General features: G+C 70.9%; 14 protein-coding genes. 5 read left to right on the top strand and 9 right to left on the bottom strand.

The features are described 5' to 3' along the window. Positions 1-215 precede the first annotated feature (215 nt). From ACH4EW_RS13705 to ACH4EW_RS13675, 7 genes are all read right to left on the bottom strand, one after another. Positions 216-1,718, bottom strand: a complete 1,503-nt coding sequence (locus ACH4EW_RS13705) for a serine/threonine-protein kinase (protein ID WP_398255665.1) — start codon at positions 1,716-1,718, stop codon at positions 216-218. 8 nt (positions 1,719-1,726) lie between these two features. Beyond that, positions 1,727-2,506: a serine/threonine protein kinase gene (locus ACH4EW_RS13700; protein ID WP_398255662.1), complete on the bottom strand. Its 780-nt coding sequence runs from the start codon at positions 2,504-2,506 to the stop codon at positions 1,727-1,729. A gap of 355 nt (positions 2,507-2,861) precedes the next feature. After that, a complete protein-coding gene (locus ACH4EW_RS13695) occupies positions 2,862-4,889 on the bottom strand; it encodes a family 43 glycosylhydrolase (protein ID WP_398255660.1) in 2,028 nt (675 codons plus the stop codon). Positions 4,890-4,918: 29 nt separating this feature from the next. Then, positions 4,919-6,400, bottom strand: coding sequence for a hypothetical protein (locus tag ACH4EW_RS13690; protein WP_398255657.1), 1,482 nt, complete (start codon positions 6,398-6,400; stop codon positions 4,919-4,921). A gap of 11 nt (positions 6,401-6,411) precedes the next feature. Further along, on the bottom strand, positions 6,412-7,923 hold the full coding sequence (locus ACH4EW_RS13685; RefSeq protein ID WP_398255654.1) for a peptidoglycan DD-metalloendopeptidase family protein: 1,512 nt from the start codon (positions 7,921-7,923) through the stop codon (positions 6,412-6,414). 12 nt (positions 7,924-7,935) lie between these two features. Further along, a complete protein-coding gene (locus ACH4EW_RS13680; protein WP_398255652.1) occupies positions 7,936-8,925 on the bottom strand; it encodes an alpha/beta hydrolase in 990 nt (329 codons plus the stop codon). Between the two features lie 297 nt (positions 8,926-9,222). Further along, complete coding sequence (locus ACH4EW_RS13675; RefSeq protein ID WP_398255649.1) at positions 9,223-10,434, bottom strand: MFS transporter; 1,212 nt, start codon at positions 10,432-10,434, stop codon at positions 9,223-9,225. Positions 10,435-10,535: 101 nt separating this feature from the next. On the opposite strand from ACH4EW_RS13675, the gene ACH4EW_RS13670 reads away from it, so the two are divergent. Then, positions 10,536-11,621, top strand: a complete 1,086-nt coding sequence (locus tag ACH4EW_RS13670) for a DUF5937 family protein (RefSeq protein WP_398255647.1) — start codon at positions 10,536-10,538, stop codon at positions 11,619-11,621. A gap of 206 nt (positions 11,622-11,827) precedes the next feature. On the opposite strand, the gene ACH4EW_RS13665 is transcribed toward ACH4EW_RS13670, so the two are convergent. Together ACH4EW_RS13665 and ACH4EW_RS13660 are read right to left on the bottom strand one after the other, a co-directional pair. Continuing rightward, the gene (locus ACH4EW_RS13665; RefSeq protein WP_398256062.1) at positions 11,828-15,715 is read right to left on the bottom strand and encodes a DUF4011 domain-containing protein; all 3,888 of its coding nucleotides are present in this window, start codon (positions 15,713-15,715) and stop codon (positions 11,828-11,830) included. Positions 15,716-16,058: 343 nt separating this feature from the next. After that, the gene (locus tag ACH4EW_RS13660; RefSeq protein ID WP_398255644.1) at positions 16,059-16,424 is read right to left on the bottom strand and encodes a DUF4440 domain-containing protein; all 366 of its coding nucleotides are present in this window, start codon (positions 16,422-16,424) and stop codon (positions 16,059-16,061) included. 108 nt (positions 16,425-16,532) lie between these two features. Between ACH4EW_RS13660 and ACH4EW_RS13655 the strand changes: the two genes are divergently transcribed. From ACH4EW_RS13655 to ACH4EW_RS13640, 4 genes are all read left to right on the top strand, one after another. Next, positions 16,533-17,345, top strand: a complete 813-nt coding sequence (locus ACH4EW_RS13655; RefSeq protein WP_398255642.1) for a thioesterase family protein — start codon at positions 16,533-16,535, stop codon at positions 17,343-17,345. 268 nt (positions 17,346-17,613) lie between these two features. Continuing rightward, a complete protein-coding gene (locus ACH4EW_RS13650) occupies positions 17,614-19,158 on the top strand; it encodes an FMN-binding glutamate synthase family protein (RefSeq protein ID WP_398255639.1) in 1,545 nt (514 codons plus the stop codon). Positions 19,159-19,333: 175 nt separating this feature from the next. Then, complete coding sequence (locus ACH4EW_RS13645; protein WP_398255637.1) at positions 19,334-20,602, top strand: serine/threonine-protein kinase; 1,269 nt, start codon at positions 19,334-19,336, stop codon at positions 20,600-20,602. Between the two features lie 132 nt (positions 20,603-20,734). Next, complete coding sequence (locus tag ACH4EW_RS13640; protein WP_398255635.1) at positions 20,735-23,692, top strand: SNF2-related protein; 2,958 nt, start codon at positions 20,735-20,737, stop codon at positions 23,690-23,692. The last annotated feature ends 5 nt before the right edge of the window (positions 23,693-23,697 follow it).

Below are 23,697 nucleotides of genomic sequence, written 5' to 3'. Positions count from 1 at the left end.
CCTGTCATTGGTCGACCGGCTCCCGCAGGCGTTCGAGCAGACCGCCGACGTCCTGGAGCTGCCGGCCGCCAACGACGAGATCACGATGGAGCAGGGCCGCGCCCCGAGGATCGAAGCGGCTATGACTGCCGGAGAACTTCGGACCGTCGCGGCCGCCAGCAAGGATCTGGCGAAGGGCCTGGTCAACCCCGCCTCGGCCCTGTTCCTCCTAAGGGCTAGACCGGGCCGCAGTCCGGGAGAGCCGGGCGATCCTTTGTGCGGACGGCAGGCAACCAGGCCGTGGCCGGAACCTTCGTGCCGGGGAAGCGGATCCGGAACCAGACGGTGGAACGGCGGTCCTCCTCGTCGAGGATCGGCAGCCCGGAGGCCAGTCGGCATTCCGCCTCCAGGACGTCGCCGTGCCACACCCGGGTGGCCACGACGTTCTCGGTGGTGTAGGGCCGCCGCGGGTCGATCGCGAGGCCCAGACTGCAATGCAGGTCGCGGTCGCGGCGGTCCTGGCAGCCCCGCTCGGCGTTGAACACCCGGATTCGGGCGGGGTTTTCGGGGGTCCCTCGGAGGACTGCGGGACCCTGGCCGGTTCCGTTCCCTCCCACGTAAGCGCAGAGCGCGGCGGCGGCCGCGCACCCGGTGACGGCGAGGAGCACGGTGGTGCGCGCACGAAGGCGGAGGCCGGTGCGGTCGCGGAGGCGGCGGGTGCGGATGCGAGGGCCGGAGCGGCGGGGCGGGAGTCCTGCCTCGTGAGCCCGGATGCGTTCGAGGAGGCTTTCGGCGGTGTGCGGGGCGCGGGCCGCGTGGGTGGGGGCCAGGCAGTCGGTGGCGAGGGCGCGCCAGAACGCGGGGACGGAGCTGTCCATCCGTAAGGGTGCCCCGCCTGCGGCGTACTCCTGCACAGCGGCCCTGCGCGCCGTCGGCGCGGCGCCGGGGAACGGCAAGGCGCCGTGCGCGAACACCTCGTGGACGACGATGCCGAGCGCCCAGATGTCGGCGCTGGGCCGCACCTGGACGCCACGCTCCGCGAGGGGCTCTTGCCACCGCTCGGGCGGGAGGTAGTCGAGGGTGCCCATCGGGGCGGTCCAGCCGTGGGTGCCGGTCAGTTCGATGGCGAGGCCGAAGTCCGACAGCCGTACCTCGCCGTCCAGTCCGACGAGGATGTTCTCGGGCTTGAGATCGGTGTGCACCCAGCCGCTGCGGTGCAGATGGGCGAGGCCCTCCACGATGCCGGTGACGAGCCGGGTGCCCTCGTCCTCGGTGATGCCGGCGGCGAGCAGCTCGCGCAGGCTGCACCGGGCCCGCTCCATGACGAGGACGATCGCGTGGTCGAGGGACGGCCGGTCGGGAGTGCTGAGGACCAGGGAGTCGAGGAGCCGGACGAGCCGGGGATGGCCGGCCCTGCGGCCGAGATCGATCTCGCGGCGGGCGGCCTCGGCCACGCTGCGGGCCTGGCGGGGCGCGAGTCCGGCGGTCGGCATGACCTTGAGCGCGACCTCGCCCCCCTCCGCCGGGTGCGCCGGCCGGTCAGCCGCGTGGTCTGCCATGTCCGCCGGCCCGTCGGTCGCGCGGTCCGTCGCCCGGTCCGCCGTGCGTCCGGCGTAGACGGTGGCCCAGCCGCCCGCACCGATCGGCTCGCCGACGACCCAGGGGCCGATCCGGTGGCCCTCCGGCAGGAGTTCCGGTCCATCGCTGTCCCCGGGCGCAGTCCGGTCGTGTACCGTCACCGCCCGCCCTACCGATCGCGCTTGGCCGGCTCGGCGCGCGGCGGCAGGAGGGCGAGGTGCTCCTCCCGTGCGAGCCCAAACTTCAGCGCGATCCCGACGACGGCCTCGCGCTTGCCGTTGCGACGGTCGGCGCGGGCCGCACCGTCCGCGGCAGTGGGAACGCCGATCCGCAGCTTCTCGTCGGCGAGGTAGTCGATGTGCGCACTGACCGCGCGGGCCGTGAGCCTGGCGCAGCCGGCATGGCTCCGGAGCCGCTCGACGACCTCCGGCGTGGTCGGCACGGCGACCGGCGAACGATCGCGCAGCCAGGGCTCGCAGAGCGCGACGAGCACCAGGAAGTAGGTGGCGGTCTCGTCCAGGGAGTAGGCCGTGACGGTACGGCTCTCCCACGATCCGTCACCGATCGCCTGCGGGTCCAGATAGATGTGGTCGGGCGCGAACACCTGGAAGAGAACCGGGGTGTCACGGCGGGACGGCAGAACCACCCGGGAGAGCTCGAACGGGATGGGCGCCCCGACCCGGCGCGGTGGGACGCGCAGGTACTCGCCCGCGCCCTCCGGGTTCTCCACCAGATAGCTGTGCGTGGTGCTGAGATTGCTGAGCTGCCAGTGGTCCTCCGCGGCGCGGATCTCCCCGGCCAAGCGGGACACCGCCTCGTCGGCGAGGCGGAGTTCGACCGGTGTGCGCGCCGAGCCGCGGCCGAACCGGATGCGCTCCCCGGGGCCGAGCCGCAGGGTCACCGCGTCACCGCCGTCCCCTCCCGGCAGGTGCACGACAATGCCGCTCACTGTTCCCCCATCCCGCGTGCCGACCACCGTTGTTGCCCGACGGACGAACGTTACCCCGTGTACGCACGTTGATTCACCGAGTGGTATTGGTCATTCCGGCGGGAGCGGGGGACGGAGGCGGAGCCGGGGCGCCGGGGCGCGGGCGGACGCCGATCAGGGCGGCGTCGCCCAGGTAGCGAGGGGATGGTGATCCGGTTGCGCTCCCCTCGCGCCCGGCGGCGGGCGTGCCGCGCCGTGGTGGGGTGTCGGACGCTGCGTCATGACGGGTGGCTCTCTTCGGCTTCGACGATGTCGGGACGGGGACGGGACACGAACGGCGGGGAACGGAAGGCGGGGAACGGAAGGCGGGGCGTGGTCAGGGCTGGGCTCGGGCGCCGGAGAGGACGGCCGCGACGGCGCGGTCACCGAACGCCGTCCAGGGCCGCCAGGCGCCACTGGGCTGTTCCTGGACACGGGTGCGCACCCGCCCGTCGGCGGTGACCGCGAACAGGTGGAGACGGCCGGTGGCGTCGGCCGCGGCCGAGGGGCCGGCGGCGAGCACGACGCCGGGCTCGGTGAAGTCCTCCACTGCGTCCCAGGTGCCGCCCGGCGCGAGCTGCCAGCGGTGGTCGAGCCGCTCGCCGCCGGGGGCGAGCGTGAAGCCCTCCAGCCGGCCGTCGGCGCTGGGGCCGAGCAGCGGGGCCGCCGCCGACCAGCCGAACAGTGGCTGCCAGTCGTCCCACCCGCCGCTCGGGACCGACTGGCGCCGGTGGAAGGCGGCCACGCCGGAGGGAGCGATCGCGGAGACGGTGAGCCGCCCGCTGCCGTCGCGGGTCACGCGCGGGGCCGCGCCGGCCGGGGTGCCAAAACGGTTCCACGGGGCCCATTCGCCGCCCGGAGTCTTCTGCCAGCGGTGCAGGAGCGCGGCGCCGCCGGGCGCGAGAGCGAAGACCTCCAGGCGCCCGTCCGCGTTGACCCCGACGACCGGCGGTGCGCCGACCGGGCCGCCGAAGCCCGCGTCCCACGGGTCCCAGGTCAGCGCGCCGGGCGACCACTGGCGGCGCCGCGCGACAAGGGTGCCGCCGGGGCTCGGCGCGAAGACCTCCAGGCGGCCGTCGGCGTTGCGGGCGACGGCGGGCGCGGCGCCCGCCGGGCCGCCGAACTCCTCCCAGTCGTACCAGTTGCCGTCCGGCCGCTGGACCCTGTGGTGCAGATTGGCGCCGCCGGGGGCGAGCGAGAACACCTCCAAGCGGCCGTTGGTGTTGCGGCCCAGCGTGGGGACCGCGCCCGCCGGGCCGCCGAACGGCTCCCAGTCCGACCAGGTGTCGGTGTCCGGGTCGAGCTGGACCCGCCGCAGCATCGAGCGGTCCACGGCGTCGAGCGCGAACACGGTCAGGCGGTCGTGGACGTCCAGGGCGGCGACCGGGTTGTCCGGGCTCTGCCACACGGGTGGGGTGCCCTGCCAGTGCAGGGGCGCCAGCGAGAGCCCGCGGCGGAACCAGCCGGCGGCGCTCGCGTACCAGTCCTGCCCGTCGGTGACCGGTTCGACCGCGTGACCGGGCACGTGGCCCGCATACCCGTCGAGGGTGAAGCCGAAGGCGTCGCGGGAGGCGAGCACGTCGGTACCGTCATAGCCGCCGCGCGGCCCGATGAACAGGTAGTACCAGCCGTCCCGTTCGACGACGTACGGCGACTCGGTGACGGAGACGCCGGTGGCGGTGGTGCTCTCGTCGGCGAACGCGATGCCGGGTTCGCTCCAGTTCAGCAGGTCGGTGGAGCGGCGGTGGCAGACGAGGTGCCGCCCGTCGGCGGCGGACTGCTCGGTGTAGTACATGACCCACTCGGTGCCGATCCGCGCCACCATGGGGTCGCGCGCCGCGGGGCCCCGGAACAGGGGGCCGGACGGGAGACGGGTCCAGGTGAACAGGTCGGTGGAGGTGGCCAGGTTGATCGCGGCCCCGTCGCGGCCGCCCGCGGCGTAGAACATCCAGTAGGCGCCGTTCGCCTCGATGACGTGCGGCGCCCAGAGGTGTTCCTCGCCGTGGTACGTCGGATCGACGGTCAGCGCGTCGGCATGGGTGGTCCAGGGCCCGTACGGGGCGGGGGCGGAAGCGTGCGCGAAGGCGACCTCGGCGGCGCTGTCCGGGGCCTCGCCGGGCGTGGCGCTGTCGCCGACGATGGAGAACAGGTGCCAGCGGCCGTTCGCCCGGACGAGGGTGTGGTCGTTGAGGTAGCGGCGCCGGCCGGGGAGGGACGGGTCGTACACGGGGGTGAAAGGACCGGCGCCGACCCACTGGTGGGTCGGGAGGGGGGCGGCGAAGGCGGCGCTACGGCCCAGGGGCGGGAGCGCGAGCGCTCCCGCCCCGGCCGCACGCAGCAGGTGCCGCCTGCTGATCGGATGCATGAATCTTCTCCGGAGGGGACCCGGGCGGGTCAGTTGACGGCGGGGCCCGACGTGGAGTTGAGCCAGGCCCAGTCGGACCAGGTCGAGAAGCCGGTCTGCCACTTGTGGTAGACGCCGGCGCTGCTGGTGCCGAAGACCTCGATGCGGCCGTCGGCGTTCGCCGTGGCGGTGACTTCCGTGCCGCCGGTGCCGAAGGACTCCCACTGGCCGTAAGGGGCGTTCACCCCGGTCTGCCAGAGGTGCTGCGCCACGTTGCCGTTGATCGCGAACACCTCGACCCGGCCGTCCGCGGTCCGCTGGCTGGTGAGCTGGGAGCCGGCGGGGCCGCCGGTGGGTTCCCAGCCGGACCAACTGGTCGGGTTCGTCTGGTACTTGTGGAAGACGCCCGTGGGGCCGGAGGCGAAGACTTCCAGACGTCCGTCCTGGTTGTGGTCCAGGGTCAGGTCGTGGCCCCCGCCGCCGAAGTTCTCCCATGCCGACCAGCTGCCGTTGACCGCTGTCTGGTACTGGTGCTGGAAGACGTCTCCGTTGAGTGCGAAGACTTCGAGGCGTCCGTCCGGTGACTTCTCCATTTCGATCCGGCTGTTGGCCGGGCCGCCGCCGGCTGATTCCCAGTCGGACCAGCCGCTGCTGGGAGCCGTCTGGTACTTGTGGAAGACCCCGGCGGGGCCGGATGCGAAGACTTCGAGGCGGCCGTCGCCGTTCGCGCCGACGGCGATGTCCTTGCCGCCGCCGCCGAAGTTCTCCCAGCCCGACCATTGGCCCGAGGGCGAGAGTTGGTAGAGGTGCTGGAAGACGTTGCCGTTGATGGCGAAGAGTTCGAGGCGTCCGTCGGCGTTCGGGCCGATCGCCAGTTCCGCGCCGCCCGGGCCGCCAAGAGGTTCCCAGTCGGACCAGTTGCCGTTGACGCTTGTCTGCCAGGCGTGGTGGACGCCGTCGGCCCCGGCCGCGAAGGCTTCGAGGCGGCCGTCGGCCGACCGGGCCGACACCACCCGGCCCGACTCCGCCGGATACACCAGCGGTCCGGGGCCGGGCTCGTGGTGGCCGAGCCGGTCCACCGCGGCCTGCGCCTCATCCATGTGCTGCCAGTGCAGGCCCGCGTTGTAGGTGGACCAGGGCTGCCAGTTCGTACCGCCGGAGGAGATCGTGAAGGCGGCATTGGCGTTGCACTGGGCATCGTAGGCACAGGCGTCGTTGACCTCGGGGTGCCAGTAGTCGTTGATCTGCCACAGGCCGCGGTCCCGGGACGGGGGCGTGTTGTTCTGGACATTGGTCGCCGAGGGATTGCAGCTGGACTCCGCGAGCGCGACGGCTATGGCGGTCACCAGGCCGTCGCCGCGGAAGCCCGCGTTGTAGCCGACTTCGGCGCACAGATCGCTCGGAGCTGCGTACGCCGGCGAGGCGCCGACGATTACCCCCGCCGTGAGCAGCAACGAGACCAGTGTCGACAGGATGGCGCGGTGGGGCGTTCTCCAAGCCCGCCGCACGGTGTTCACCCGTTCTCTTGTCACCTGCTGTCTCCTCAGTTGACGGCGGGGCCGGAGGTGGAGTTGAGCCAGGCCCAGTCGGACCAGGTCGAGAAGCCGGTCTGCCACTTGTGGTAGACGCCGGCGCTGCTGGTGCCGAAGACCTCGATGCGGCCGTCGGCGTTCGCCGTGGCGGTGACTTCCGTGCCGCCGGTGCCGAAGGACTCCCACTGGCCGTAAGGGGCGTTCACCCCGGTCTGCCAGAGGTGCTGCGCCACGTTGCCGTTGATCGCGAACACCTCGACCCGGCCGTCCGCGGTCCGCTGGCTGGTGAGCTGGGAGCCGGCGGGGCCGCCGGTGGGTTCCCAGCCGGACCAACTGGTCGGGTTCGTCTGGTACTTGTGGAAGACGCCCGTGGGGCCGGAGGCGAAGACTTCCAGACGTCCGTCCTGGTTGTGGTCCAGGGTCAGGTCGTGGCCCCCGCCGCCGAAGTTCTCCCATGCCGACCAGCTGCCGTTGACCGCTGTCTGGTACTGGTGCTGGAAGACGTCTCCGTTGAGTGCGAAGACTTCGAGGCGTCCGTCCGGTGACTTCTCCATTTCGATCCGGCTGTTGGCCGGGCCGCCGCCGGCTGATTCCCAGTCGGACCAGCCGCTGCTGGGAGCCGTCTGGTACTTGTGGAAGACCCCGGCGGGGCCGGATGCGAAGACTTCGAGGCGGCCGTCGCCGTTCGCGCCGACGGCGATGTCCTTGCCGCCGCCGCCGAAGTTCTCCCAGCCCGACCATTGGCCCGAGGGCGAGAGTTGGTAGAGGTGCTGGAAGACGTTGCCGTTGATGGCGAAGAGTTCGAGGCGTCCGTCGGCGTTCGGGCCGATCGCCAGTTCCGCGCCGCCCGGGCCGCCAAGAGGTTCCCAGTCGGACCAGTTGCCGTTGACGCTTGTCTGCCAGGCGTGGTGGACGCCGTCGGCCCCGGCCGCGAAGACTTCGAGGCGGCCGTCGGCCGACCGGGCCGACACCACCCGGCCCGACTCCGCCGGATACACCAGCGGGGTGGGACGGGGCCCGCTCCCGGGGGTGCAGGGCAACACCACGCCGCGGTCGGCGAGGTAGGGCTCCGGGTCGATGCCGTACGAGGCGGACGAGTCTCCCCAGACGCGCAGATGGAGATGGGGACCGGTCGAGTTGCCTTCGGAGCCCATCAGGGCGATTTGCTGACCGGCCACGACGTGGTCGCCGACGGACACGTCCCGCTGGTACATGTGCCCGTACTCGGAGATCCTCCCGTCGGGGTGCTGGATGCGGATCCACTGGCCGTAGCCGCTTTCGTAGCCGGAGATGGTCACCTCGCCGTCGCCCACGGCGTAGATCGGAGTGCCGTAGTCGTTGGCGATGTCGACGCCGTTGTGGCCGCTGTGGTAGTGCTGGGACACGTGGCCGGCGGCCGGGCACGCCGCGGTGAAATCGGCCGTCCGGGCGGTGGCCGGCGAGGCCAGTACCAGTCCGGGCGCCAAGGCCGCGGTCGCGGCGAGCAGGACGCGCAGCGCGCGTCGGGGGAGAGAGAGTGACACGTGACGCTCCCGTCACGCCTTGCGCAGGCGGCCGATGATGCCGTCGATGTCGCGCTGCATCATGTCGTGGCGGATGAAGTGACCGCCGGGCAGCTCGTACGACTCGTGCGGGATCCGGGCCTGGTCGAGCAGTCCGCGGAACTCGCGCTGTCCGGCGAGCACCTGGTTCTCGTTGATGGTGTCGAACCAGTTGATGGGGTCGGGGCTGGTGCCGCCGACGAGGAAGATCCGCTTGTTGCGGTAGCTCTCGATGCGCTGGACCGGGTTGTCGGCGGTGACCCTGGCCTCGTCCCACAGCGGCGCACCGTAGACGGTGCCGCCGCCCAGGTCGAGGGACGCGGAGGACGCGTTGGCCCAGTGGGCGACCAGGCCGAAGTCGCGGCGCAGGCTGGCCGGGCCGGAATGGGCGCTGACCGAGGCGAAGTGGCCGTAGTACTTGGCGGCGTACTTGAGGGCGCCGAAGCCGCCCATGGAGAAGCCGGCCACGGCCCGGCCGTTGTACTCGGCGTAGGTGCGGAAGTTGGCCTCGACCCACGGCAGCAGCTGGTTGATGTGGAAGTACTCCCAGTTGCGGGGGCCGACGTTGGAGCTGACGGGGTTGGAGTACCAGCCGGCGTGGCCGCCGTCGGGCATGACCACGATGATGGGCTTGCCGGCGGTCCAGGCGCGGATACCCTCGCGGTCGAAGGTGATGAAGTCCTGGTCCGTTCCGCCGCCGTGGAAGAGGTAGAGGACGGGGTAGGTGCGGCCGCTCCAGTGGTAGTCGTCCGGCAGCAGCACGTTGACACCGGGGTTCCAGCCGATCGCGCTGGTCTGGAACCGGTAGTACCACATCCGGGGGTCGTTCTCGTTGCGGTCCACGATGTGCAGGCCGAAGCCGTCTCCGGCCGCTGCGGCGGTCGATGCCCCCGCGAGCACGCCTCCGGCGCCCAGGGCCAGGGCGGCGGTGAGACCGCCGGCGGACTTGAGGATGCTCCTGCGGGTGGGCTGGTGCGAGGTCAACGTAGCCTCCTGGGCGGGGGAAACGCGGCGACGGATTGTCCGGCCGCCGTGTGACAGGCGGTTCGGAAGGTAGCGACGCGTCTCCCCGGCGGAGAATCCGGAACCTTACGGACTGACAGGCGCGGACCGGGCGCGGTAGAAAGCGAGCGGGACCCTTGCGTCACGCGTTCGGGCATGCCGCGGTGCAATGTTCCGCAGGGCTCGGCGCTTGCCGGGAGGGTCACCCCCGCCGCCTGCGAGGAGCCCCGCCGATGGACCCGACCGCGTACCGCTACGACGAACTCAGCGCGCCGTTCGTCAACTGAGCCGCGTTCCTTGATCCTTCTCGGCGGCAACGACGGAGGCGGAGAGGAGCGTCGCAGCCGCGAGGCTGCCCCAGAGGGCGGCCGGACCGAGCGGCGCGAGAGCGGTGATGACCGCCGGGGAGACGGCGAGACCGAAGCCCGTGGAGAGCTGGAAGCGGGCGAGGGTACGCCCCAGGACATGGTCCGGGGTGAGCGCGGTGACGAGCGCGGTGGCGCTGCCGGCGTAGATGATCTCGCCGATCGTGCAGACCACCGACACTGCGGCGACGGCCGGGGCACCCCGGCCATGCCCCAGTGAGGTGGCCGCGAGGAAGCCGAGGTAGGACGCGGCCAGCACCACGCCGGAGAGGGCCAGCGCGGTCCGCCGGGAGAAGCGGGACATCAGGACGGTGACCGGCACCTGCAGGGTGACGACCAGCACCGTGTTGGCCACGAAAACGGCTGCCGACCACACCGGGGACGCGTGCAACTGCGTCACCAGGATGAGAGGGAGCGCGATTTCGGGGACGTTGAGACAGAAGACGTAGACCACGTTGGCGGCCAGCAGCGCGAGCATCCGGGGCGCGGACGCCTCGTCCCCGTCCTCGGCCGGAGCGGCGGCTGGATGCGCGTGCAGGCGGACCGACCACGCCAGGGCCGCTGCGGTGAGACAGGCGAGCCCGGTGACGACTGCCAGCACCCGCAGTGCGGTGGTGCCGCCCGCCAGGCACACGGTGGCGAGGAGCGCGCCTACGCCCAGAGCGGCGTTGCGCAGGGCGTGGCCTCCCGCGAGTGCGGCGTCGCGTTCCCGGCCACGGGCAACCGTGGCCACGACAGCCGCGTGAGCGGCCGGCATTGCCTGATTGCCGATGCCGAGGAAGAACGCTGCCGCCGCGAACAGCCCGGCGTGCCCCGCCGGGGTGGCCAGCAGCAGTGCCACGCCCAGCACCCGCACCAGCATCGACGCCGCCACGACCGTACTGCGGGCGCCTCGGTCCAGCCATCGGCCGATCGCGGGCATGCACACCAGACCCGCGACGACACCGGCCGTCATGGCGATGCCGGTGGCCGGCCCCGACAGCCTCAGTACCATCACGCCGTAGAGCAGCAGAAAGGGCCGCAGCAGGCCGGTGCCGAGCGCGTCCACGGCCAGGGCGACGGCGTAGCGGGGACCTCCGGAGGCGCGGACGAGGGCGCGGGGCTGGATCCTGGTGATGGTTGACATGGCGTCAGACAGTGCGTTCGGCCGCTGGGGCAGGGCACGTCGGTTGACGCACAACGTCAATCGACGCAGTTGTCGGCCATCCGGGCGGTGATGATGAGGGGATGACGCTGAGGATCGACATCAGCGGTCTGCCGTCCGAGCGAGTGCGGTTCGTCGCCTCCCCGCTGGCCGAGCTGACCGCGATGCTGCACGTGCTGGCCGAACCCGGTCACCATCCACAGTTCGCCGGCTGGGCCGCGGACGTCTGGGCCGCGCTGCGGCCGGAGCTGGCCGAGCGGCTCAGGGAGGCGGAATTCCTCTGGCGTTCCTCACAGGCCGACTTCCTGATCCCCGCGCGGCCCCGGCCGACCCTCGCCGAGGAGCTGGACGACGTGGACCGGATCGACGACGAAACGTATGTGACCGCTGCGCTCGTCACCACGTGCGGCAGCAACCGGGCCCGTCTCCCCGGGACGTCGCCGCTCACCGACACGACCGCGCGCGAGCGGGCCCTGGACGTGGCCCAGGCCCGCGGCGCGCTGCAGGAGGCCTTCGCGGAACGGCTGCTCGCGGACCCGGCCGCGGTGCGGGCGCGGGTGCGCCACACTCTCGAAGAATGCGCCGAGGCCTTCTTCGACGCCGCCTGGGCGGGCGTCGCGGTGCGGCTCGCCACCGATCTGCGCCTGAAGAACGAACTGCTCAGGCGCCACGGCATCGGGGCGGCACTCGCCTCCGTCTCCGGCGCGGTCACCCTGGCATCGGACGGCGACTGCATCATCGTGGACAAGGTGCAGGACAAGGCGACCGCCGCCCATGGCGCCGGGGTCACCTTCATCCCCAGTGTCTTCGGCCGCCCACACATGGTGGCGGTCCACGCGCCCGGGTGGCATCCGGTGGTGCAGTACCCCGTCGCCGAGCCGAGTCCGGCGGAGCCGGTCCCTCTGGAGACGGTCACCCTCCGGCTGGAGGCGCTCGCGCACCCGGTACGGCTGCGGCTGCTGCGCACCCTGGCCCGCGGCCCGCACACCACCGGCGAGCTGGCCCACCTTTGGGAACTCTCGCCCCCGGAAGTGTCCCGCCATCTCGCCGTCCTGCGCCGTGCGGGCCTGCTCACGAATCGGCGGCACGGTCGTTACGTCCGTTACACCCTCAATTTGCCCGATCTGACGGCACTGGGCGCCGATCTGCTGGCGGCCGTACTGCGCTGAGTGGCTCAGGCCGACCGGCAAATGGGGGCGGCGTCGCGCGGCTGGGCACGCACATCTGCCGCGTTGTCGTCAATCACCAACTCCCCCATAGCCCGAAAGGCATGGGAGGGGCCCCCTTCGCGTTGGCTCACTCCTCCGCCTTGCAGCTGCACGCACCCAGCCACGCTCCTTCTCCCACCCCCCATTTGCCGGTCGGTCTAAGTCCATCAGAACGCGGGCGGCCACCGCTCCCGCAGATCCCTCGGAGAAGCGGGGTGAGGCTCGTGATTCGGCCTGTTTGGATGACGGGACCGTGCTGAACGCCGCCGGTGATGCCGTTGTGCACGGACCCACGAGGTGTCGTCGAGAGCCACCGAGTGGACCAACGAAGCGGCTTGGTCGAGGGGTTCCAGGTGTGCGCGCAGCCAGGCCGTGCATTCGGGGAGGGAACGGGCCCGCAGACCGGAGGCGGCGGGGGCCAGCGCGGGCGAGTCCGTGAAGGTCTCCCAGTCGGCGCACTGTTCGCGCAGGCGGGCGGCCGTCTCGAGCAAGCTCGGAACGGCGGGCTGCCCGGAGGCGAGGGCGTGGGCAACCCCGCCCCGCGGTGCCGGGTTCGCCAGAACCGGGCCGACCAGCCGGTGGGCCTTCGCCGCGACGGCGAGTGACGCTGCCAGGGCCGCGGTGCGAGGCCGACCGGCCGGTGCGTACTCGCCCAGGAGCTCAACGGCCCCGGGAGGAGTCGCATCCGTCCGGGAACCGCCGTCTGCGATCGACTGCCGCCGGGCCCGGCACAGCAGTTCGTCCTCCACCGCTGTGCCGCGAGTGTCCTGAAGCTGCTCGTCGATCCGGGTGTCCAGCCCTGCGTACCAACTGCCCAGCAGGTCCCGGTCCTGGGTCTCATGGGCCACGAACGTGGCGTCCTCGCGCTGCGCCGTGTGTGCGGCGGCAATGGCCGCACGCGCGGAGGTGAGAGTGTGCGCCGTTCCCTCGGCGAACTCCCGGCGCCCCATGGACTGGACGGCGTCGATCAGCCGTACGGCGTCTTCCAGCGCCGGTACATGGGCGCGCAACCATGTCGAGGCCGCGGCCGGAGCGAGGTGGGCCGGAGGCGTGCCGAGCCTGCGCAGCCGTGGTTCCTGCAGAGCCGACGCCCACGTACCGAGATCGTCCTCCAATCGTTTGCCCCACTCGATGAGAGCGGGGGTGGTAGCCGATCCCTCGGCCAGTTGCGCGACCAGGCAGCGGCGTCGGGCCGGATCGGCCAACACGGTCGGGGCGAGGCGGTGGGCGTCCTCGGCCTGACGCAGCGCGGCGGCCAACGCGTCACGGTCGGGCAGGTCGTCACCGGCATAGGCACCGAGGAGGTCCGCGTGCTCGGTCATCACGATCCGTACGGACTGATGCGCCTGCTGCCAGGCCGCTGCCTTGGACAGCTCTTCCAACAGGTCGCTCTTCCACGACCCGTTCACGCTGATACCGCCGACGAGCTTCCGATCGGCCCGGACTTGAGGGAACAGGCCCGCTGCCAAGCGCCGGCCGTTCTCCGAGAGACGGCGCACCGCGTCGGTCAGACCCGCGGTACGGGGCGTGTCGGGACCGAACACGTCCTGAGCCTTCCGCCTGCACGCATCGAGGCCATCCATGAGGCAGTGCAATTCGTCCACGACCTGGCGTACACGGGGCAGTACCGCCGGATCGAACCATGCGCCGGGTGCCCGGTGAGCGACGGTGGCCAGCATGGCCAGTTCCGTCACGGACCGGGTCCCGGAGGCGTCGTCCGGCGACTCGCACCCCAGCAGGTCCGACGCGTCCACCGCGCACTTCGCGGTGGACTCCAACACGTCGGCGAGAACGCCCCAATGGGACGCGAGCGACTCGGCCTCGTCCCGGCCGAGGTCCGTGAGGTCGACACCCGGCGGTTGCAGGGCGGCGACCGCTCGCTCAGCGGCTCCCGGCTGCTGCGGCAGATGGGAGGGCATGTCCGCCCAACCTGGACCCGCATGTTTCCGTGCGGTTGTTCGCGCCGCCACGGTACGGCCGCGGCGGGCCTCGAACTCTTCCACCGCGGCTGCCACGACATCGACGGCCGTCTTTTGCGTGGCGGCGAAATCCGCCGGCGCGAACCACGACTTGAGCGGACGATGCGGGACATCGGACAGATCTGCCAGGTCGCACAGGTCCGTGGCCTCGGCCAGTGAGCGCGGCTCATCGACGCACAGGAGCCGCGTGAGCTCGCAAGCCGATGCGGTGGTCTTCGTGAGCAGGTCGGCTGCCTTGCTGAAGTCCAAGCGCAAAGCCTGTGCCTGATGCTCAGTCAGACCTGCCAACTCCAGACCTCGCGGCTCAAGAGCAGCCAAGGCTTCCTCCACCGTGGGTGGTTGGGGACGAAGCCTCGGGGAGATCTCCTGCCAGCGGACACCCACCAGGTCCCGTGCGGTCTGCTGGGCACGCTGTACGCGACGCAACACGTTCAGGAAGGACTCGACCGGATCGGTGATGGCGACGGCGGCGTCCGTGTCGGTGAGCCACGACGGGGGTACGGGCTGCCGCGCGTCCAGCAGGTCGAGCAGCCGGACGAGTCGGTCCACCTGGTCCGATGTTGTGAAGGGTGCGCCCGCCGTGTTGAGATCCTGGTAGCCGTCGAGGGCGGCCAGAAGAGCCGTCAGAGATGTGCGCGCCTCCTCCAGAGCCGGACCGGGGTGGGGGCTGTCCGTGCGCAGGCCGCGCCACGGAAAGTCAGGGTCGGCCACGGCCTGCCACGCCTCGCCGATGTCCTTGGCGGCTGTGAGCACGTCGTCCATGCCGACCGAGGAAAGGGATGAAGCATCGAACTGCCGGGACGTGTCGTCACCGGAGGTGGAGAGGTAGGCGACAGGGGCCTCCTCGAGTTGGCCAACCCGTCCGATGACATCGTGCAACGTGCGCCCCAGGGGCTGACGTACTTCGTTCATCGCGGTGGCGTAGGCGGAGAGCGCCTTGCGGTCGAGCTGCGCCTGCATCCGCTCCCGGTCGGGAAGCCCGGACGCCTGTGGCTGCTCGGACAACGCGCGACCCAACTCCTGCGCCACGGCCTTGCGGCTGGTGTTGCGGCTGTGCAGGGCGAAGGCGTACGAGTCCAGTCCCACCGACTTCAGGCGTTGCAGCACGACGTCGAGCGCCGCTGCCTTCTCACTGACGAAGAGCACGCTTCGGCCCGCATGCATCAACCCGGCGATGATGTTGGTGATGGTCTGGCTCTTGCCCGTTCCCGGAGGACCGTCGAGCACGAAGGACCTGCCGGCCACGGCGGCGGCAATGGCCTGCCGCTGCGAGGTGTCCGCGTCCAGGACCAACGGCGTGTCCTCCGGAGGGGTCAGCTCGTCGACCCGCTCCGACGGCACTTCCTCGAAGTCGAAGCGGTCGGAGGCCACCGCGTTCCCGGCGCCCAGGGCCACCGCGCGTACCAGATCGCTCGAGACAAGCCGACTTTCGTTCTCCAGCAGGTCCTGGTGCATCGACTCCTTGTGAGAGGCGAAGAGCGCCATGATGGCCCGCTCTTCCACCTTCCACAGGGACTTGCCGGCCACGGCCTTGCGTACGGCTGCGATCACCGCGTCCATGTCACGGCAGTCGGTATCCGCGACGGGCGCCCAGTCGATGCCGAACTGTTCCAGCCTGATGGGCAGCGCGGGATTGAGTTGTGGATCCTCGTCTTTGTTCGCCTGGAGCAGCACTTGCCCGGTGGACGTGCGTACGAGTTCCACCGGGAAGAGGATCAGTGGTGCCTGACTACTCGTGGAGGCCCCGTCCTCACGCCAGTGCAGAATGCCGATGCCCAGCTGAAGGGTCCACAACCCATAGTCGTTGAACACCTGCGTTGCCTTGGAACGGAGGGTGCGCAGCGCCCTCTGCAAGGCTGGGGCTGTGGCTTTCTGCGTGACGATCTCGTACTCCCCGGGCGGAGAGAGCGCCAACTCCCCTTCCTCCGCAGGCAGATCGTCCGGCAGTGCGGCGAAGTGCAATGCGCGGTGGTCGAGTTGGTTCATCAGAACCGAAGGTGACGGGGCCGACAGCTCAAGCGACGCGGTCCGGGTATGCCTGAAGTTCAACAACCTGTTGCGCCCACTGAGATCCACGAGCGACTTGCGCCAACCCGACAGGGCCCTCTTGAGGCGTTCCAGATCGCTACTGCCCCCGAATTCACCCGGAATGGTTGTCACGGTTGGTCGTCCCTGCTCTCACGTTGCGTTGTCGGGGCCTGGAAGGAAGCATCGACGTCTTCGCTGGGGCGTGGCTGCACGAACGGCCGCACGGTTCCCCGAGCAGTTCCCCCGCGTACGACACGTTCGTCTCATCGCCCTGCCCCCCACGGACAGACGAATTCTAGGGTGACGGTTTGGAAAGCAGAAGCGGACAGGGGCAGGCTGAAGAGGGTGCCGCACAGGCCGCTGGTCGTGCCGGTGCCGGGCACCAGCGCGTTCAGCCGACGAGGGTTCCCTGGTGGAAGTACATACGCCAGCCCGTCTCCGTCAGGCGCCAGAGGGAGCTTCGCCGTGCCCGTCGGCCCTGATGGTCGGCGAAGTACGTCAGGTGGACGACGCCCGGGGCGAGGAGGACTCCCGACATTTCGCTGACCTCGACAGGGGACTCCGGGGACACAGTGTCGCTACTGGTGACCGCGAGGATCGACTCGACGTCCCATTGCCGTCCCGAAGCGCCGATCTCGGTGAACTCCGGGTCCAGAAGCTCCAGGACACGGTAGGGGACTGCGCGTACCGTGGGGTCGAGAAGCCGCATCTCCCCGTCGATGGCCGCTTGAACGAACCGCTCATTCTCATCCGTCATGCGGAAACCCTACGGACCGTCGCCCCTTCGGTACCCTCCCCGTCCTCTGCCGGACGACGTGGTCGTACTCTGCAGGTGATCACTCCGTCACCGGACGCAGGAGGCCAGTTGCACCCCTCGGACGTTCCCCCGGCCGGCTACTTCGAGCGCGTCGACGAACGGACCTATCGGCCCACCGTGCACGCCGGTGGCGCCTGGCAGTCGGACGAACAGCACTTCAGTCCGCTCGGCGGGCTGATTGTCCACGCCATCGAGCGTTTTCTGGCCGCACGCGGGCGTACGGGACCGGAACTGCACTTGAGCCGCATCAGCTACGACATCCTCGGTCGCATCGCCGTCGACGACACCGAGATCCACGTCGAGACGATCCGCCCCGGCCGCACCATCGAGCTGGTCGAGGCGACCGTGGTCATCGCGGGGCGGTCCACGGTGCGCGCCCGCGCCTGGCTGCTCGCGGTGGGCGACACCGCCTCCGTCGCCGGGGGCGAGGCCGAGGCACTGCCCCACCCCGACGGGGTGGACCCGTGGCCGATGTCCTCGATGTGGTCCGGCGGGTTCATCGCATCGCTCGACGTGCGGGCCGTCGACCCGCCACAGCCGGGGCGGGCCAGGACCTGGCTGTCGACCGGCATGCCCCTCGTGGCCGGTGAGACGGCGAGTCCGCTGGCGTCCTACGTGGGCCTCGTCGACACCGCCAACGGCGTCGCGGTACGCCAGCCGCCCGGCAAGTGGATGTTCCCCAACGTCGACCTGACCATCCACCTGCACCGTCGGCCACGGGGCGGCTGGGTCGGTCTGGACACCTCCGTCGTCTTCGGCGCCGAGGGGCACGGCCTCACCAGTACCGTCCTCCACGATGTTCACGGGCCCGTCGGACAGGCCCAGCAGATACTGACGGTGAGACCGTTGCAAACGCCCTGAGGGATGTGACGCGCGAGGACGGCCCCCGCGGAGAGCAGGACGGCGACCGTCTCCGGGTACGCGCCGCTCCGCGCCTCGGACCACCGCTGGGACGAACGCCCGAACTGCCGACCCTGACCGCACGTTTATCCGTACAACCTCTAATATCATCTGACATTCTCGGCGGACGCTGACGCCCGCTCGGCCATGTCCGCCGTCCAACGCCCAACGCGATACGACGACGTCCACCGCATGGCGATGGAGTCGAGCATCGAGGAGAGGAACGTGCATGCGCGCCCGGAGCATCGGCGCGGCCGCCGCAACAGCATTGGCGCTGGTGGCCGCCCGCGACCTCATTCAGAAGAAGCACGCACTGCTCCGGAACTTCCCGGTACTCGGGCACGCCCGGTACCTGTTGGAGACGATCGGGCCGGAACTGCGGCAGTACGTCGTGACCTCCAACGAGGAGGAGCGCCCGTTCAGCCGTGACCAGCGCACCTGGATCTATGCGTCGGCGAAGGAGGAGAACAACTACTTCGGGTTCGGAACCGACGTCGACGTCGAGCACGTGCAGGGGCACGCATACCTGAAGCAGCGCACGTTCGCCGGCACGCTGCCCGACGCGCAGGACCCGCAGGCCCCGCTGCCCTCGGCCAAGGTGCTGGGCGGGCCGCGCGGGCGCGCCAAGGCGTTCCGGCCGGCGAGTGTGGTGAACATCTCGGCGATGAGCTTCGGATCGCTCTCCGGCGCGGCGATCACGGCGCTCAACAAGGGGGCGGCGCTGGCGGGCACGATGCAGAACACGGGCGAGGGTGGCCTCTCGCCGTACCACCGCAACGGCGGCGACCTCGTCCTTCAGATCGGTACGGCGTACTTCGGCTGCCGTGACGAGGACGGCAGTTTCAACCTCGACAAGCTCAAGGACGTGGTCGCCGGCGCCCCGGTCAGGGCGATAGAGATCAAGCTCTCCCAGGGCGCCAAGCCCGGGCTGGGCGGGATGCTGCCGGGCTCGAAGGTGACCCCGGAGATCGCCAAGATCCGCGGCATCCCGCCCGGCAAGGACTGCGCCTCCCCGTCGCGGCACACCGCGTTCAGCGACGTCGACTCGATGCTCGACTTCGTCGAGCTGATCGCCACCGAGACCGGTCTGCCGGTCGGTGTCAAGAGCGCGGTGGGAGAAATGGAGTTCTGGCAGGAGCTGGCCACGCTGATGGCGCGTGGTGACCGTGGTGTCGACTTCGTGACCATCGACGGCGGCGAGGGCGGCACCGGGGCGGCGCCGCTGATCTTCACCGACTCGGTGTCGCTGCCGTTCCGGATGGGCTTCTCCCGGGTCTACGGCACCTTCGCCGAGCTGGGGCTGACCGACGACCTGACCTTCATCGGCTCCGGCAAGCTCGGCCTGCCCGAGAACGCCGCGGTCGCCTTCGCCCTGGGTGCCGACATGATCAATGTGGCCCGTGAGGCGATGCTGTCGATCGGCTGCATCCAGTCGCAGAAGTGCCACACCGACAAGTGCCCCACCGGCGTCGCCACCCAGAACCCGTGGCTGGCCCGCGGCCTCGACCCGGCCTCGAAGGCCACCCGGGCCGCTGTCTACCTGCGCACCCTGCGCAAGGAGCTGATGAAGGTCTCGGCGGCCGTCGGCGTCGCCCACCCGGCACTCATCACAGCCACCGACGTCGAGATCATGAACGGCGACTACGACGCCCGCACCCTGGCCGGCGTCTACGGCTACAAGGACGGCTGGGGCGAACTCGGCCCGCACCTCGCCGATGAGATCACCGCACTGCTCGCCACCAAGCCGACCTCCTCCCAGAAGCCGGCCGTCTGACGCGCCGACAGCGACGAGCACCGCGCTTGCTGCGGGTGGGACCGGAGCCGGCCGCCCGGAAGCACCTGACGTATCGTCAGAGCAGAGGCCGGCAACGGTCGATCTACACTGTGGCCGACTGTCTGTACAGACACCGCACTGGCTGCGCAGGACGCCGAGGGGGAGCGAGGACGCCGTGGAGCCGTTGAGAGGTGATGACCCCACCTGCATCGGGAGCTATGTCCTGCGCGGCCGGATCGGCTCCGGTGGCATGGGCCGAGTGTTTCTCGGCGAGTCGCCCGCCGGTCAGCAGGTGGCGGTCAAGGTGATCAAGTCGTCCGTGCTGGACACCGAAACCCGCAGCAGATTCGTCCTCGAGGTAGAGAATCTGAGGAAGGTCTTCGGCCCGCGCGTGGCGGCCTTCGTCGCCGCCGACCCGGTGGCCGACCGGCCGTGGCTGGCCGTCGACTACGTACCGGGCCCCGACCTCCTGCGGCACGTCCGCGACCACGGCGTCCTCCCGCTGGTGGAGACCGCCAGCCTCGGTGCGTTGCTGGCTGAGGGACTTACCTCGGTCCACCAGGCGCAGCTGCTGCACCGGGACCTCAAGCCGCAGAACATCCTGCTCGGCCCCGACGGCCCCAAGGTGATCGATTTCGGTCTGGCCGTCCTCGCTGAACGCCGTACGACACTCACCGCGACGGGCGTCGTGGTCGGCAGCGTGCTGTGCATGCCGCCCGAGCAGGTGGAGGGCAGTCACCACCTGACCGCGGCGGCGGACGTCTACGCCCTCGGCGTGGTGCTGCTCTTCGCCGCGACCGGCCACTATCCGTACGCCGGTGAGAACTGGCTCGCGGTCGCGGCGCGCATCGGCGACCCGAACCAGGCTCCGGATCTGACCGGGCTGCCCGAGGAACTGGTTCCCGTGGTGTCGTCGATGCTCGCGTTCGACGCGGGGGACCGGCCCGCTCTGCCGGAAGTGGCCGCCGCACTGGTGGCGATCCTCGCCGGCGCGGATGTCACCGCTCGGCAGGCACGGTACCGGTTGATCACGCGGACCGCGCCGCATGCCGACGGCAGGCTGGTGCCGCCTCCAGGGCCGATCGCCGAGTACGCCCCCACGGTCATCGATCCGGAAGCGCAGCCTTTCGAGGAGCAGCCGGACGCACCGGGTGCACCGGACGCACCGGACGCAGAGGATGCAGGGGGCGCAGGGGATGCAGGGGGCGCAGCGGGCTCCGCCGCCGACGAGCCGGGCGGTCCTGCCCTCCCGGTCGACGTCGCCGTCGCCGTCGACGTCGACGTCGCCGTCCCTCCGCCGTCGGCCCCCCGCCCCGCACCTCGGGCGCGTATCCCGCACGGCCGCACCCCGGACGCCGCCACGGCTCACGCCGTCGCCGAAGCCCTGCGCTCCGCCTACGCCCGCGAGGCTTCCTTCGTGCCGGTCCACGCCGGGAGCCGCTGACCGGTCGGCCGCCCGGATCCCGCTTCCCGCAGCGATCCGCACGGACACCGCGCGCCATGGAAGACTTGCACGGCATTCGCCTACTTCCGGGCGACGGCAGACACAGTGTGCGCAGGACGCGGAGGCAGCAGCGTGACCCACCAGCCGGACGGGCGGCCGGAACGGCCGATGGTCGCCGAGGCGTCGGACGCATCGGAGAACAGGTTCCCGCCGGGGGCCCAGATCCTCGTCCGTGACGAGGAGTGGCTGGTCAAGAACGTCACCCCGAGCCGGGACGGCGCCAAGATCGAGGCGGTCGGCGTCTCGGAGTTCGTCCGTGACGAACCGGCCGTCTTCTTCACCGAGATCGAGCGCCTGGCCGGCGACGGCGTCAAGCTCCTCGACCCGGAGGACACCGAGCTGGTCGAGGACCCCACCGACCACTTCCGCCGAAGCCGCCTCTTCCTCGAAGCCCTGCTGCGCAAGACCCCCCTCCCGCAGACCGAACGCGGCCTGGCCCTCGCCGACCGTTTCCTCGTCGACCCGCTCAGCTACCAGCAGCGCCCCGCCGAGCTGGCTCTCTCCCTCGCCAACCTGCGCCCCCGCCTGCTCATCGCCGACGTCGTGGGCCTCGGCAAGACCCTGGAGATCGGCCTGACCCTGGCCGAGCTGATCCGCCGCGGCCGGGGCGAGCGCATCCTCGTCGTCACCCCGCAGCATGTCCTGGAGCAGTTCCAGCACGAGCTGTGGACCCGCTTCTCCATCCCGCTGATCCGCCTCGACTCGGTCGGCATCCAGCGCATCCAGCGGGAGATCCCGGCCGGCCGCAACCCCTTCACCCACTACAAGCGGGTCATCGTCTCGGTCGACACCCTCAAGAACATCGGCCAGTACCGCCACCACCTGGAGAAGATCCACTGGGACGCGGTCGTCATCGACGAGTCCCACAATCTCATCAACCGCGGCAGCCAGCGCAACGCCCTCGCCCGCGTCCTCGCACCCAACACCGATGCCCTGCTGCTGGCGAGTGCCACCCCGCACAACGGCGACGGCAAGTCCTTCGCCGAGCTGATCAGTCTCCTCGACCCGGCGGCGATCGCGGACCCGAGCGCGTACGACGCCGAGAAGGACCTGGGCCATCTCTTCATCCGCCGTACGAAGGTCCACCCGGAGGTACGCGACCAGATCGGCAAGGAGTGGGCCGACCGCGACCCCACCGTCTCCGTTCCGTGCACCGCGACCGACGCCGAGGAACGGATCTTCGCGGAGCTGACGGAACACTGGATCCCGGCCCCCGACACCTCGGCCGAGTTCGGCACCGCGCCGTCCCGCCGCCCGGCGCTCACCGAGGACCGCCTCTTTCCGTACACGCTCCTGAAGGCCTTCCTCTCCTCCCCCCGGGCTCTCGCCAAGACCGTCACCACGCGCAGGAACAACCTGAACGACAAGGCGGCGAAGACGGCCCCCGGCACCCCGGCGGCCGACCGCATCGCGGTCGAACTCGCCGCCCTGGAGCGGCTGTTCGTGCTGACGTCCGCCATCGGGGAGGCCGGTGCGCCGGGCGACGTCGCCAAGCTGGACGCCCTTGTCGAGCAGCTCACCGACATCGGTGTACGGCCCGGCGCAGCCACCCGGGTCGTCGTCTTCTCCGAACGCGTCGAGACGCTGAAGTGGCTCGCCGAGGTCGTCCCCGCCAGGCTCGGCTTCACCGAGGAGCAGGCGAAGCAGGCCGTGAGGATCATGCACGGTGGCCTGTCCGACAAGGAGCAGATGGCCGTCGTGGAGGCCTTCGGGCTGGCCCACCACCCCGTTCGCATCCTCTTCACCGGCGATGTCGCTTCCGAGGGGGTCAACCTGCACCGCCAGTGCCACGACCTCGTGCACTACGACATCCCCTGGTCGCTGATCCGCATCGAGCAGCGCAACGGCCGCATCGACCGCTACGGCCAGAAGCACAACCCCCGCTTCCGGGCGCTGATCCTGCACTCCGCGACCGAGGGCGCCAAGGACGACCGCACGGTCGCCGAGAAGCTCCTCGAGCGCGAGGAGGAGGCCTACCGCCTCGACGGCACCGCGGAGGCGGTCACCGGCCTGTACCGCGCGGAGGAAGAGGAACGCCGCCTGGTCAAGGACCTCCTCGCCGGCCGCACCGTCGAGGAGTCCCTCGCCGCCTCGCCCACCCCCGGCGACCCGCTGACCGCGCTCTTCTCCCAGCCGTCCGTACTGCCGGAGCACCGCCCCGTGCCCAGGGCACAGGTCACGTCGCTGTTCGGCGGCGACACGGAGGCGTTCGTCCGGGCAGCCCTCGACGAGGTCTACGACGAACGCCCGCACGACGCGCTGGACCTCTCCGAGCACCGCCACACCGTCCCGCGCGGCGAACCTGCCCCCTACCTCAGTCTCGCCACGGCGAAGGCACCCGACCTCCTCCACCGCCTGGACATCCTGCCCCCCGACTATCTGCGGGACCAGAAGCTGAAGGAACGGCTCCTGGTCACCTTCGACCGGGGCCTCGGACAGCACAGCCTGGACGAGGCCCGGGGCAGGTCCGGTTCCAGCTGGCCCGCCATCGGCTACCTCACCGACATCCACCCCCTGGTGGAGTGGCTGGTCGACAAGGTGCTCGTCCAGCTCGGCCGCCAGCAGGCCCCCGTCATCCTCACCCCGGACGTGACCGGCCCGGCCTTCCTCGTCCAGGGCATCTACTCCAACAAGCTCGGCCGTCCCACCGTCGTGGAGTGGATGGCCGTCCGTGGCCTGCCCGACGCCCCGGAGGTGGTGCCGATGCCGGACGCCCTGAGCGAGGCGGGCGTCGGCCCCGACATGGCCAACCCGGCCCCGCCCCGCGACCTCCCCGCCCTCCAGACCCTCGTCCCGGCCGCCGTCGAGGCTGCCCGCCGGCACCTGGAGGAGCGCAAGGACGCCTGGACCCGGCAGATCAGTGACCAGCTCGACGACTACCGCGCGCGCCTCGGCCGCTGGGAGCAGGAGTCCCTCCTGCCCGGCCGGATCGTCGAGGACACCATCCGCCACCAGACGGAACTGGCCGACAAGCTCAGCGCCACCGGCCGCCCGCTGCTGCGCGTCCTGGCCGTCCTCGACCGTGCCTGACCGGC

Source organism: Streptomyces sp. NPDC018000, from assembly GCF_044328025.1.
GTDB lineage: Bacteria > Actinomycetota > Actinomycetes > Streptomycetales > Streptomycetaceae > Streptomyces.
This window is presented reverse-complemented; position numbering and strand designations above follow the sequence as displayed.